Below are 12,226 nucleotides of genomic sequence, written 5' to 3'. Positions count from 1 at the left end.
GACGGGCTGAGGGACCCATGGGTTCCGCCGAGCGGAAAGGGGAGTTGAACGGGGAGCGGCCGAGCGGTGGCTACCCGTGGGAGGAGTGGGACTCCGCGTCCGTCCTGGCCTTGCTGCGCGCTCTGCGGGCCGGACCGCGCCAGCCGCAACTGCACCTGGCCGCGCAGAAGCGGCCCTGCTCGACCGTCGTCGTGCGGTGGGGTTCGTCCTGTTGCTCCTCTGCCACGGACCCACGGTACCCACGCCGGGTTAACGCTCTTACGCGTGACGGGTCAACGTACCGGTCGTTACACGGAACGACAGGGGGCTACAAACCTCGCGGGAAGGCTTGGGGGTAGTCGGGCGATGGGTCAGCAGCGAAGGCGCACAGGCGGAGCGGCCGTCACGGCCGCGGCGGTGGGTCTCATGGCCGTCACCACGGGCTGTGCGGGCGGCGGAGCCGCGGCCGACGACGGGCGCAGCGCCCCCCAGGACGCCGTCGACGCGGTGCGGGGCTCCGCCGACGCCCTTGTCCGCGCGGGCAGTTCCAAGGCGCGTACGTCCATGGAGATGGCCAGCGGCGGGACCCGCGTGACCATCCGTGGGCAGGGCTCGTACGACTTCAGGCGGCAGGTCGGGCGGTTCGTGGTGGTGCTGCCGAAGGATCCCGCCGGGGACGAGGAGCACCGTCCCATCACCGAGCTGATGGCGAGCGGCGCGCTCTACATGAAGAACCGGGGGGCCGGGGTGCCCGCCGACAAGTGGGTGCGCATCGACACGGCGTCGCTCTCGGACGGCAACCTGGTCACGGGCGGCGCCACCGATCCCCTCGCCGCGGCGGAGCTGCTGCGGGGCGTGCGCAAGGTGTCGTACGTCGGCAAGACGGCGGTGGCGGGCGTGCAGGTGCGCCACTACCGCGGGACCGCCGACCTGCCGGACGCCGCGAAGTCCGCGTCCGAGGGGCAGCGGCGGGCCCTGGGTGCGGCGGCGAAAGGGTTCAGCAAGGGCGGGGTGCCGTTCGACGCGTACCTCGACGAGCAGGGGCGGCTGCGCAAGCTGCGCCAGCACTTCAGCGTCGCGAACGCCGAGGTGGCCTCGACCACGCTGCTGTTCGACTTCGGGGTGCGGGTGGACGTGCGGCTTCCGGCGAGCGAGGACATCTTCGCGGGGAAGATCGCCGAGAAGTAGGGTGCACGGCTAGTCGCGCCCGTGTGCATGGCTAGTAGCGCCCGGGGGTGTGGAAATGGTCCGTCCGTGCCATGCGCGGTGTGTAGACCGCTCCCTACTCTAGGAAGTCGGTACCGGCAGGAAGCAAGGTCAGGAAGAGGTGATGAACGTGGCTCTGGTACGCGGTACGACTGTTCAGGACCACGTTGCCCTTGCCGAGATCGAGCTGTGCGGTGAACTCATCATCGCGGCGTCCGCCGCCGCCGAGCGCTTGAGCGCCGACCGCATTGACGAGGTCCTGAACGTCTTCACCGACGTGGAGCAGCTGGGCAATAACCGGGATTAGCCCCGGCCCCCGGGACTCCCGGGATGCGAGGCGCGGCCCAGCCCCTGCCGCGTCACTCCGCCCGCCCCCTGTCGCCCCTCGCCGGCGGTCCGCCTGGCGTGGCACGCGGCACGCGGCACGCGAAAGATCAGGTGCGCATCATGCGGGCGATGGCCTTGGTGGCCTCCTCGACCTTCGCGTCGATCTCGTCGCCGCCCTTGACGGCCGCGTCCGCCACGCAGTGCCGCAGGTGCTCCTCGAGGAGCTGGAGGGCGAAGGACTGCAGGGCCTTCGTGCCGGCCGAGACCTGGGTGAGTATGTCGATGCAGTAGGTGTCTTCCTCGACCATCCGCTGCAGGCCCCGGATCTGCCCCTCGATGCGCCGCAGGCGCTTGAGGTGCTCGTCCTTCTGCTTGTGGTAGCCGTGGACGCCCTGGTCGTGGCCGGGCTCGGAGGGCGCTTCGGTGTTCATGGCCACACCGGCCGCATCGGTGGTCGTCATCGCGTCCTCCTGCTTGGACAGTCACTCTGCTGGGCAGTCATAGGAAAAGCCGCTGGCTCGCCTGGCTTTCTATACCCCTAGTGGGTATAGGATACTCGATTGCTCGGGGGGCGTGCTGATCACTGTCCCTGATGGGCGACACTGGGGTCTGGCCGGTTAGCCGTGGCCGGATGATGCGCCTAGCATCAGCCTGACCGAATCCAAAGCACCCCGAGGACCCCACGTGCGCTTTCGTCTGACCCCCAGGGAGACGAGCTTCTACGACATGTTCGCCGCATCCGCGGACAACATTGTCACGGGCTCGAAGCTCCTGATGGAACTGCTCGGGGCTGACGCCTCCGCCCGAGCCGAGATCGCAGAGCGTATGCGGGCCGCGGAGCACGCTGGAGATGACGCTACCCACGCGATCTTCCACCAGCTGAACTCCTCCTTCATCACGCCTTTCGACCGCGAGGACATCTACAACCTCGCCTCGTCCCTCGACGACATCATGGACTTCATGGAGGAGGCCGTCGACCTGGTCGTCCTTTATCAGGTCGAGGAACTCCCCAAGGGCGTCGAGCAGCAGATCGAGGTGCTCGCGCGGGCCGCCGAACTCACGGCGGAGGCCATGCCCAATCTGCGGACGATGTCCAACCTCACCGAGTACTGGATCGAGGTCAACCGTCTGGAGAACCAGGCCGACCAGATTCACCGCAAGCTTCTCGCTCAGCTCTTCAACGGCAAGTACGACGCCATAGAGGTGCTGAAGCTGAAGCAGATCGTCGACGTGCTCGAAGAGGCGGCCGACGCGTTCGAGCACGTCGCGAACACGGTGGAGACCATCGCGGTCAAGGAGTCCTGAGGCCTCTCCATGGACACCTTTGCTTTGGTCGTGACCATCGGCGTCGCGCTCGGATTTACGTATACGAATGGCTTTCACGACTCTGCGAATGCCATTGCCACTTCCGTCTCCACGCGTGCGCTGACGCCTCGCGCGGCACTCGCGATGGCCGCCGTCATGAACCTCGCCGGTGCCTTCATGGGCAGCGGGGTCGCCAAGACGGTGAGCAAGGGCCTGATCGAGACGCCCGAAGGCAACAAGGGAATGTGGATCCTCTTTGCCGCCCTGGTGGGCGCCATCGTGTGGAACCTCATCACCTGGTATTTCGGGCTTCCTTCGTCCTCGTCCCACGCCCTTTTCGGTGGAATGGTCGGAGCCGCGCTTGCCGGTGGTATCGGGGTGATCTGGTCCGGAGTGCTCGACAAGGTCGTCATTCCGATGTTCATCTCGCCCCTTGTCGGTCTCGTCGCCGGTTATCTGGTGATGTGCGCGATCATGTGGATGTTCCGGAAGTCCAACCCGCACAAGGCCAAGCGCGGATTCCGCATCGCGCAGACGGTCTCGGCGGCCGGAATGGCGCTCGGTCACGGTCTGCAGGACGCGCAGAAGACGATGGGCATCGTGGTGATGGCCCTGGTCATCTCCGATGTGCAGGACGCCGACGCGCCCATTCCGATCTGGGTGAAGATCGCCTGTGCGCTGATGCTCTCCGCCGGTACGTACGCGGGTGGCTGGCGCATCATGCGTACGCTCGGACGCAAGATCATCGAGCTGGACCCGCCGCAGGGATTCGCCGCGGAGACCACCGGCGCGGGCATCATGTTCACCACCGCGTTCATGTTCCACGCGCCGATCTCCACCACGCACGTGATCACTTCCGCGATCATGGGTGTGGGGGCCACGAAGCGGGTCAACGCGGTGCGCTGGGGTGTCGCCAAGAACATCATCCTGGGCTGGTTCATCACGATGCCCGCGGCTGCGATCGTCGCCGCGGTGAGTTTCTGGATCGTGAATCTGGCGTTCCTCTAGCGAGATGTAAGAGCAAAAGGAAAGGCCCGCCCCCCGGGAGCCAGGGGGCGGGCCTTTCTTGTTGCCCCTGCGGTGGCACCGCCATGCAGCACCGCAAGGAGTCGGAAGGGGTTTATCCGAAACGGCCCGAGATGTAGTCCTCGGTGGCCTGCACGGACGGGTTGGAGAAGATGCGCTCCGTGTCGTCGATCTCGACGAGCTTGCCGGGCTGGCCGACCGCCGCGAGGTTGAAGAAGGCCGTGCGGTCCGAGACGCGCGCCGCCTGCTGCATGTTGTGCGTCACGATGACGATCGTGAAGCGCTCCTTCAGCTCGCCGATCAGGTCCTCGATCGCGAGGGTCGAGATCGGGTCCAGGGCCGAGCAGGGCTCGTCCATCAGGAGGACCTGGGGCTCCACCGCGATGGCACGCGCGATGCACAGACGCTGCTGCTGACCGCCGGAGAGACCGGAGCCGGGCTTGTTCAGGCGGTCCTTGACCTCGTTCCAGAGGTTGGCGCCCTTGAGGGACTTCTCGACGATGTTGTTCAGCTCGCTCTTCTTGTACGAGCCGTTGAGCCGCAGGCCCGCCGCCACGTTGTCGAAGATCGACATCGTCGGGAACGGGTTGGGGCGCTGGAACACCATGCCGATGGTGCGGCGCACGGCGACCGGGTCGACACCGGGACCGTAGAGGTCCTCGTCGTCCAGGAGCACCTTGCCCTCGACGCGGCCACCGGTGGTGACCTCGTGCATGCGGTTGAGGGTGCGCAGGAAGGTGGACTTGCCGCAGCCGGAGGGGCCGATGAAGGCCGTCACGGAGCGGGGCTCCACGGTCATCGAGATGTCCTCGATGGCCTTGTGGGCGCTGTAGTAAGCGGTCAGGCCCGATACGTCGATTCGCTTGGCCATGTGGATCACTGCCTTAAGGGGGATACGAGAGGGTCGCTGAGTGGCCGCGTCAGCGGCCCGTCTTGGGGGCCTTCCAGCGGGCTACGCCGCGGGCCGCCAGGTTGAGGATCATGATGAAGCCGATGAGGGCGAGCGCTGCCGCCCAGGCGCGGTCGTAACCTGCCTGGTTGCCGGCCCCGTACTGCTGGTAGATGTACAGCGGCAGGGAGGCCTGCGAGCCCTCGAAGGGGTTCGTGTTGATCATGGGGTTCACCCAGACCAGGAGCAGCACCGGTGCGGTCTCGCCCGCGATACGGGCGACCGCGAGCATGACGCCCGTGGTGATGCCGCCGATCGCGGTGGGCAGGACCACCTTCAGGATGGTCCGCCACTTCGGGATGCCGAGGGCGAGTGATGCCTCCCGCAGCTCGTTCGGGACGAGCTTGAGCATCTCCTCCGTGGAGCGCACGATCACCGGCATCATCAGGATGGCGAGCGCCATGGCACCGGCCCAGCCGGAGAAGTCGAAGCCCAGGATCAGGATCCAGAAGCTGAGGACGAACAGGCCCGCGACGATCGACGGGATGCCGGTCATGACGTCCACGAAGAACGTGACGACCTTGGAGAGCTTCCCGCGCCCGTACTCGACGAGGTAGATCGCGGTGAGCAGGCCGATCGGCACGGCGATGGCGGAGGCCAGGAGCACCTGCTCCAGGGTTCCGATGATCGCGTGGTAGATGCCGCCGCCGGGCTCGTCGTCCGCGACCACGCCCATGGAGTGGGTCAGGAAGTAGCCGTTGAAGACGGTCGAGCCGCGCTCCACGGTCTCGTAGATCAGCGAGGCGAGCGGGACCACGGCCAGCAGGAACATGACCCACACCAGCGAGGTGGCGAGGCGGTCCTTGGCCTGACGGCCGCCCTCGACGGTGACCGCGGCGGCGTACGAGACGCCGATGAAGAGGATGGCCGCGATCAGGCCCCACTGGATACGGCTCTCCAGGCCGGCCCCCACGCCGATGCCGACGGCGACAGCGACGGAGCCGAGCGCGACGACGGCCGGCGTCCAGCGCGGCAGGCGGGCGCCCCGCAGGCTCGCGGGCTTGGTGATGGTGGCGCTCATGCGTTGGCCCCCGAGTACTCCTTGCGGCGCGCGATGATCATGCGGGCCGCGCCGTTGACCAGCAGCGTGATGATGAAGAGGACCAGACCGGAGGCGATGAGCGCGTCACGGCCGTACTCGGTCGCCTCGTTGAACTTGCTGGCGATGTTCTGCGCGAAGGTGCCGCCGCCGGGGTCGAGCACGGACGCGCTGATGAGGAAGGTCGGGGAGAGCACGGTGGCGACGGCGATCGTCTCGCCGAGCGCGCGGCCCAGGCCGAGCATCGAGGCGGAGATGACGCCCGAGCGTGCGAAGGGGAGCACCGACATGCGGATGGTCTCCCAGCGTGTGGCGCCGAGCGCGAGCGCGGCCTCCTCGTGCATCTTCGGGACCTGCAGGAAGACCTCACGGCTGACGTTCGTGATGATCGGCAGGATCATGATGGCGAGCAGGATGCCGACCGTCATCAGGGAGCGCGGGGCGCCGCCCTGGTACTCGAAGATCCCGGTCCAGCCGAAGTAGTCGTCGAGCCAGCTGTAGAGACCGGTCAGGTTCGGCGCGACCACGAGGGCGCCCCAGAGGCCGTAGACGATCGACGGCACGGCGGCGAGCAGGTCGATCACGAAGGCGATGGGGGTCGCCAGCTTGCGCGGCGCGTAGTGCGAGATGAACAGCGCGATGCCGATGGCCACGGGGACGGCGATCACCAGGGCGATCACCGAGCTCACCACGGTGCCGAAGACCAGGACCGCGATGCCGAAGAACGGCTTGCCGCCGGTGGTGGCACCGGCCGGGTCCCACTCGAAGGTGGTGAGGAAGTTGCCCGTGTTGTCCGCGAGGGCCAGCGTCGCGCGGTAGGTCAGGAAGGCCGCGATGGCGGCCATGATCACAAGCAGCGTGATGCCGGAGCCGCGCGAGAGACCGAGGAAGATCCGGTCACCGGGGCGGGCTGCGCTGCGGCGAGAGCTCTTGGGGGTGATGCCCGAGGGCTTCACGTCGTCGAGGGGTGGGGGTGCTGTCGTACTGCTCGGTATATCCATGAGGTTCTCCGGTCTGCGGAGCCGATCACCGCTTCTTCAGCGGGTGTTGCTCCTGGCGGCGGTGCACCGGACGGTGCGGCCGGCCCTGACACGCGGGGCCGGCCGCACTCGGTTCGACTAGCTCAGGCCCGCGACGGTCGTGCGGACCTTGGAGATGATCTCGGCCGGGATCGGCGCGTAGTCGTTCTCCTTCAGGACGTTCTGGCCGTCCTCGCTGGCGATGTAGGTCAGGAAGGACTTGGTCGCGGCGAGGGTCTCGGCCTTGTTGCCCTTCTCGCACAGGACCTCGTACGTCACCAGGGTGATCGGGTACGCGCCCTCGGCGGTGGGCTTGTAGTTCAGCTCCAGGGCGAGGTCGTTGCCCTTGCCGACGACCTTGGCCTCGGAGATGGCCTTGGAGGCGTTGTCGACGGTGGCCTTCACCGGCTCCTTGGCGTCGGTCTGCAGGTCGACCGTGCTGATGCCGTCGGAGGCGTAGGAGAGCTCGAAGTAAGAGATGGCGCCGGCGGTCTGCTTGACCTGGCCCGCGACACCGGAGGAGCCGTTGGCGGACTGGCCGCCCTTGGCCTCCCAGGACTTGCCGGGCTCGTACGGCCAGGCGGAGGGGGCCGCGCCCTTGAGGTACTTGGTGAAGTTGTCCGTGGTGCCGGACTCGTCGGAGCGGTGGAACGCCTGGATCTTGGTGCCGGGGAGCTTGGCGTCCGGGTTCAGCTTCTGGATGGCCTTGTCGTCCCAGGTCTTGATCTTGTCGTCGAAGATCTTGGCGAGGGTCTCGGCGTCCAGGACGAGGTTGTCCACGCCGGGCACGTTGTAACCGACGGCGATCGGGCCGCCGACCATCGGCAGGTCGATGGCCTGGCTGTTCTTGCAGACCTTCTTCGACGCCGCGATCTCCTCGGGCTTCAGCGCCGAGTCGGAGCCCGCGAAGGCGGTCTGGCCCTGCATGAACGCGGTGATGCCGGCGCCGGAGCCCGTCGGGTTGTAGTTCAGCTGAACGTCCTTGCAGGCGGTCGAGTAGACCTTGCGCCAGGCGTCGATGGCGTTCTTCTGCGCGGAGGAGCCGGAGGCCGCGAGCTGGCCCTTGGCGTCGTCGCACTTGATGTTGGCGTTGGCGTTGGTCTCCTTGCCGCTGCCACCGCTGCCGCCGCTCGTGTCGTCGGAGCCGCACGCCGTGAGGGCCAGGGCGCCGGAGACGGCGATGGCGCCGAGGGAGAGGGCGCGGAGCCGGTTCTTGCGCTGAAGCTTCACTTTCGGGTCTTCCTTCCGGGAGCCGCCGGCCCTTTGCTGGCGGCGTGCGAGGTCTTCGTCGTTCCGGTGCTGCGGTCGTTCTGTCCTGCGGTCCTACGTTGTTTTGTAAGGCTGAAATTAGGCAGGGCAGGTGAAGCGGCCGATGGGCATGAGTGAACGGCGGGTGAACCTCGGCGGTCGGCCTGGTTAGGCAGAGTGTCACGGAAAGTATCTGCTTGACTACGCGGCGTTGAGGACGCCGAGCAGAGCGTCGACGAGTTGCTGGTCGCGGGGCTGTGTGAGGCGGTTGCGGGCCGCGGTCGGCGAGAGCCAGAGGATGCGGTCGACCTCGCTGTTCGGCGCGAAGTGGCCGTCGGTCGCCTCGGCCGCCCAGTAACTGACCTCTTTGGGGCGGCCCTGGGCCAGATAGCGCACCGTGGGGAGCCGGGCGCCGGGATCGCAGCGGTGGCCGGTCTCCTCCTCGACCTCGCGCAGGGCGCCGGCCAGGGGGGTCTCGGCTCGCTTCAGCTTGCCTTTCGGGTGCGACCAGTCGTCGTACTTCGGCCGGTGGACCAGGCATATCTCCAGGCGGCCGTCGTAAGGGGAGTGGCGCCACAGGACGCAGCCCGCGGCGCGGACGACCTCTCCCTCGGGGCGCGTCACCGGGTACTCGCCGCCTCTGTCTCCCGGAGCCAGGCCTGGTGGAACGCGAAGCGGGCCGCCTCCACCTCGTGGCGCTGGTCGGCGTGCAGGACACCGAGGGCGTACGCCGTGGCCGGGGCGATGCGGGGGGTGCGGGCGGCCGTCGCCGCGGCCGACGCGGCCTCCGCGGCCTCGCGGTGGCGGTCCAGTGCCTGCCCCGCGTCCGCGAGGCGCGGGTCCCCGCCGGGGCCGCCGGTGAGGACCTCCTGGGCGTACCTGTGCAGGCGAAGGAGGGCGCGGGTCTGCAGCCAGGGGGCGTCCTGCGCCTCGGGGGCGGTGTCGGCGGCCAGGCCGTGCGTCAGCGCCTCCGCGTTGTACGGGTGGCCCGCCTGGCCCAGGGGGAGCGCGGCCACCGCTTCGGCGAGGTTCTCCTCGGCCCGCGCGGCCAGCGGCTTCAGGTCCTCCGGGGTGCTGGTCCTGAGGGGGACATCGCTGGCCAGGACGGCGACGTTGTCCGCCACCGCGTGGAAGCGGGAGGAGCCGAAGGCCTGGAGGGCCGTGGAGTGGGCCCGCGTCCTGGCGAGGGTGAGCTGCCGCTCGAGCAGGGCCGCGGCCTTGGCCGCCCCCACCGTCAGGCCCCGAGGTGCCCCGCCCTGTTCACCGGCGCCCTGCGCCGCGGGCCGCGCCGAGCCGTTCTGCCGTGCGGAGCGCCTGGCGGTGACGGCCGCGTGATCCGTGGGCGTCGGCACCCCCGGCGTACCCGACAGGCGGTGCAGGGCGTCGAGGAGGCGTTCCAGGCGGGACGCGAACGCGTGCTCCCTCGCCAACGTGCCGGAGAGCCAGGCCAGTTCGGGGCGCATTCCCGCCGCCCACTCCTGGTCGAGGAGCGGCCGGAAGGTGTGCAGGGTGCCGCCGATGCGGCGGGCGGCGCGGCGCAGGGCGCGGGCCGCCTCCAGGGAATCCTCCGCTCCCTGCGCGTCCGTCGACGACTCGCGGTGCAGCCGCAGCGAGCGCAGGAACTCCGTGGCCTGGCCCTGCAGATAGGCCGACAGGACGTCGCCTGTCGTCGTCTCATGGTTTAGCTGTGCCACGCCGGCGCCTCCGGGCGTCTATGAGCATCTCCTGTACGTTCCGCAGGGGCTGGCCCTCCGGATCGAGGGCGTGCCGGGTCCAGTTGCCGTCCGCGCCCAGGTGCCAGGAGGCGGTGGTGTCCGACATGCCGGTCTCCAGGAGCCGGCTGAGCGCCGCACGGTGTGCCGGGTCGGTGACCCTGACCAGCGCCTCGATACGGCGGTCGAGGTTGCGGTGCATCATGTCGGCGCTGCCGATCCACACCTCGGGCTCGCCCGCGTTGCCGAAGGCGAAGACGCGGGAGTGCTCCAGGAAGCGGCCGAGGACGGAACGCACCCGGATCGTCTCCGAGAGCCCCGCGACCCCTGGCCGCACCGCGCAGATCCCGCGTACCCACACGTCCACCGGCACACCGGCCTGCGACGCGCGGTAGAGCGAGTCCACCACGGCCTCGTCGACCATCGAGTTGACCTTGATGCGCACGTAGGCGGGGCGGCCCGCCCGGTGGTGCTGGATCTCCTTGTCGATGCGCGAGATGAGCCCGTCGCGCAGGGACTTGGGGGCGACCAGGAGGCGGCGGTAGGTCTCGCGGCGGGAGTACCCCGAGAGCCTGTTGAAGAGGTCGGACAGGTCGGCGCCCACCTCCTGCTTGGCGGTGAGCAGCCCCAGGTCCTCGTAGAGCCGGGCCGTCTTGGGGTGGTAGTTGCCCGTGCCCACGTGGGAGTAGCGGACCAGGGTCTCTCCCTCCTGGCGGACGACGAGCGACAGCTTGCAGTGCGTCTTCAGGCCGACCAGGCCGTAGACGACGTGGCAGCCCGCCTCCTCCAGCTTCCGCGCCCACTTGATGTTCGCCTGCTCGTCGAAGCGTGCCTTGATCTCGACCAGGACGAGCACCTGCTTGCCCGACTCGGCGGCGTCGATCAAGGCGTCGACTATGGGGGAGTCGCCCGAGGTGCGGTACAGCGTCTGCTTGATCGCGAGGACGTCCGGGTCGGCGGCCGCCTGCTCCAGGAAGGCCTGGACGGACGTCGAGAACGAGTCGTACGGGTGGTGAAGGAGTACGTCGCGTTCGCGAAGGGCGGCGAAGATGTCCGGCGCGGACGCGGACTCCACCTCGGCGAGGTCGCGGTGCGTGCCCGCGATGAACTTCGGGTACTTCAGCTCGGGCCGGTCCAGGGACGCGATGCCGAAGAGGCCGGTCAGGTCGAGCGGGCCCGGCAGCGGGTAGACCTCTGCCTCGCTGATCTTCAGCTCGCGCACGAGCAGGTCGAGGACGTTCCGGTCGATGGACTCCTCGACCTCAAGGCGCACCGGGGGCCCGAAGCGGCGGCGCATGAGTTCCTTCTCCAGGGCCTGGAGGAGATTCTCGGCGTCGTCCTCCTCCACCTCGAGGTCCTCGTTCCGGGTGAGCCGGAACATGTGGTGCTCCTGGATCTCCATGCCCGGGAACAGCTCCGCGAGGTGCGCGGGAGCGGCGATGACGTCCTCGATGGGGACGTACCGCTGGGGAGAGGCCTCAAGGAACCGGGAGAGAAGCGGCGGGACCTTCACGCGCGCGAAGTGAGTGTGTCCGGACACCGGGTTGCGCACGACCACGGCGAGGTTGAGCGAGAGCCCCGAGATGTACGGGAAGGGGTGCGCCGGGTCGACCGCGAGGGGGGTCAGGACGGGGAAGATCTGCTGCCGGAAGAGCGTGAAGAGGCGGGACTGCTCCTTCTCGGTCAGCTCGTTCCAGCGGACCAGATGGATGCCCTCGTCGGCGAGACCGGGGGCGACGTCCTCCTGGTAGCAGGCCGCGTGCCGGGCCATGAGTTCGCGGGAGCGGTTCCAGATCAGCTCCAGGACCTCGCGCGGCTGCAGGCCTGAGGCCGAACGGGTGGCGACGCCGGTCGCGATGCGGCGCTTGAGCCCTGCCACCCGGACCATGAAGAACTCGTCCAGGTTCGAGGCGAAGATCGCCAGGAAGTTGGCCCGTTCGAGGAGCGGGGTGTTCGGGTCCTCGGCGAGCTCCAGGACCCGCTCGTTGAAGGCGAGCCAGCTGCGCTCCCGGTCCAGGAAACGGCCCTGCGGCAGCTCCTGGCCGTCGTGTCCCACCTGGCCGTCCTCGTCGTACGCGTCGAGATCGGCGTCGATGTCGGGGTCGAGGTCGGACACCGCTGCCGACAGCGTGTGCGGGCGGTGCGCGGCGATGGAGCCCACAGAGGGCTGGGCGTGCTGGACACCTTGCGTGCTGGGCTGGCTCATGGCCCCATTCTTCCGCGCGGGGACCCCGATGGGCGCGTCGGAGAGTGCCGGGGCGATGACGAGCTTCCCGTTCATGGGGGGAGGGTCGGGCACGGCGGGCTGCATTGAGCGAGGGTCGCAAGCCAGTCTGAATCACTGGTTACGGCGACATGACGTGCGGGACATCTGCCGGAGTCCCCCGGACGTCTACACGTCCGGGGGCGATGCGCA

At 68.7% G+C, this 12,226-nt stretch carries 13 protein-coding genes; 4 read left to right on the top strand and 9 right to left on the bottom strand.

Translation table 11 applies throughout. The features are described 5' to 3' along the window. Nucleotides 1-70: 70 nt before the first annotated feature. Nucleotides 71-226, bottom strand: coding sequence for a hypothetical protein (locus tag ACWD02_RS26810; protein WP_451214967.1), 156 nt, complete (start codon nucleotides 224-226; stop codon nucleotides 71-73). A gap of 119 nt (nucleotides 227-345) precedes the next feature. Between ACWD02_RS26810 and ACWD02_RS26805 the strand changes: the two genes are divergently transcribed. Together ACWD02_RS26805 and ACWD02_RS26800 are read left to right on the top strand one after the other, a co-directional pair. Next, nucleotides 346-1,167, top strand: a complete 822-nt coding sequence (locus ACWD02_RS26805) for a hypothetical protein (protein ID WP_451214966.1) — start codon at nucleotides 346-348, stop codon at nucleotides 1,165-1,167. A 142-nt stretch (nucleotides 1,168-1,309) separates the two neighbouring features. Continuing rightward, entirely contained in the window at nucleotides 1,310-1,492 is a 183-nt protein-coding gene (locus ACWD02_RS26800; RefSeq protein WP_451214965.1) for a hypothetical protein, read from the top strand. 127 nt (nucleotides 1,493-1,619) lie between these two features. Here the strand turns inward: ACWD02_RS26800 and ACWD02_RS26795 are convergent, their stop codons facing one another. Further along, complete coding sequence (locus ACWD02_RS26795; protein WP_363213188.1) at nucleotides 1,620-1,973, bottom strand: metal-sensitive transcriptional regulator; 354 nt, start codon at nucleotides 1,971-1,973, stop codon at nucleotides 1,620-1,622. 223 nt (nucleotides 1,974-2,196) lie between these two features. Here ACWD02_RS26795 and ACWD02_RS26790 point away from each other — a divergent pair, with 223 nt between their 5' ends. Together ACWD02_RS26790 and ACWD02_RS26785 are read left to right on the top strand one after the other, a co-directional pair. Next, on the top strand, nucleotides 2,197-2,817 hold the full coding sequence (locus tag ACWD02_RS26790) for a DUF47 domain-containing protein (protein WP_363213187.1): 621 nt from the start codon (nucleotides 2,197-2,199) through the stop codon (nucleotides 2,815-2,817). 9 nt (nucleotides 2,818-2,826) lie between these two features. Then, complete coding sequence (locus tag ACWD02_RS26785) at nucleotides 2,827-3,825, top strand: inorganic phosphate transporter (protein WP_249589095.1); 999 nt, start codon at nucleotides 2,827-2,829, stop codon at nucleotides 3,823-3,825. A 112-nt stretch (nucleotides 3,826-3,937) separates the two neighbouring features. Here ACWD02_RS26785 and pstB read toward each other — a convergent pair whose 3' ends face one another. From pstB to ACWD02_RS26750, 7 genes are all read right to left on the bottom strand, one after another. Further along, a complete protein-coding gene (gene pstB / locus ACWD02_RS26780) occupies nucleotides 3,938-4,714 on the bottom strand; it encodes a phosphate ABC transporter ATP-binding protein PstB (RefSeq protein WP_451214964.1) in 777 nt (258 codons plus the stop codon). A gap of 49 nt (nucleotides 4,715-4,763) precedes the next feature. Continuing rightward, entirely contained in the window at nucleotides 4,764-5,813 is a 1,050-nt protein-coding gene (gene pstA, locus ACWD02_RS26775) for a phosphate ABC transporter permease PstA (RefSeq protein WP_451214963.1), read from the bottom strand. Then, nucleotides 5,810-6,832 carry a phosphate ABC transporter permease subunit PstC gene (pstC, locus tag ACWD02_RS26770; RefSeq protein WP_451214962.1) on the bottom strand — a complete coding sequence of 341 codons (1,023 nt, stop codon included), beginning with the start codon at nucleotides 6,830-6,832 and terminating at the stop codon, nucleotides 5,810-5,812. The genes pstA and pstC overlap by 4 nt, the downstream gene beginning before the upstream one ends. Nucleotides 6,833-6,949: 117 nt before the next feature. Next, on the bottom strand, nucleotides 6,950-8,080 hold the full coding sequence (gene pstS / locus ACWD02_RS26765; protein ID WP_451214961.1) for a phosphate ABC transporter substrate-binding protein PstS: 1,131 nt from the start codon (nucleotides 8,078-8,080) through the stop codon (nucleotides 6,950-6,952). Between the two features lie 219 nt (nucleotides 8,081-8,299). After that, nucleotides 8,300-8,722: an NUDIX hydrolase gene (locus ACWD02_RS26760; protein WP_451214960.1), complete on the bottom strand. Its 423-nt coding sequence runs from the start codon at nucleotides 8,720-8,722 to the stop codon at nucleotides 8,300-8,302. Next, the gene (locus ACWD02_RS26755; RefSeq protein WP_451214959.1) at nucleotides 8,719-9,792 is read right to left on the bottom strand and encodes a CHAD domain-containing protein; all 1,074 of its coding nucleotides are present in this window, start codon (nucleotides 9,790-9,792) and stop codon (nucleotides 8,719-8,721) included. Before ACWD02_RS26755 ends, ACWD02_RS26760 begins: the two co-directional genes overlap by 4 nt. Next, entirely contained in the window at nucleotides 9,773-12,016 is a 2,244-nt protein-coding gene (locus ACWD02_RS26750) for an RNA degradosome polyphosphate kinase (protein ID WP_451214958.1), read from the bottom strand. The genes ACWD02_RS26755 and ACWD02_RS26750 overlap by 20 nt, the downstream gene beginning before the upstream one ends. Between the last annotated feature and the right edge of the window lie 210 nt (nucleotides 12,017-12,226).

It is taken from the genome of Streptomyces sp. NPDC002853 (genome assembly GCF_053591915.1).
Note: the sequence above shows the minus strand (reverse complement) of the source record. Positions and strands in the feature narration are given on the sequence as shown.

What these genes read in the sequence shown, in the direction of transcription:
- ACWD02_RS26805 (WP_451214966.1), top strand. Translation starts at nt 346, where the DNA reads ATGGGTCAGCAGCGAAGGCGCACAGGCGGAGCGGCCGTCACGGCCGCG.
- ACWD02_RS26800 (WP_451214965.1), top strand. Translation starts at nt 1,310, where the DNA reads ATGAACGTGGCTCTGGTACGCGGTACGACTGTTCAGGACCACGTTGCC.
- ACWD02_RS26795 (WP_363213188.1), bottom strand. Translation starts at nt 1,973, where the DNA reads ATGACGACCACCGATGCGGCCGGTGTGGCCATGAACACCGAAGCGCCC.
- ACWD02_RS26785 (WP_249589095.1), top strand. Translation starts at nt 2,827, where the DNA reads ATGGACACCTTTGCTTTGGTCGTGACCATCGGCGTCGCGCTCGGATTT.
- pstB (WP_451214964.1), bottom strand. Translation starts at nt 4,714, where the DNA reads ATGGCCAAGCGAATCGACGTATCGGGCCTGACCGCTTACTACAGCGCC.
- pstA (WP_451214963.1), bottom strand. Translation starts at nt 5,813, where the DNA reads ATGAGCGCCACCATCACCAAGCCCGCGAGCCTGCGGGGCGCCCGCCTG.
- pstC (WP_451214962.1), bottom strand. Translation starts at nt 6,832, where the DNA reads ATGGATATACCGAGCAGTACGACAGCACCCCCACCCCTCGACGACGTG.
- ACWD02_RS26750 (WP_451214958.1), bottom strand. Translation starts at nt 12,016, where the DNA reads ATGAGCCAGCCCAGCACGCAAGGTGTCCAGCACGCCCAGCCCTCTGTG.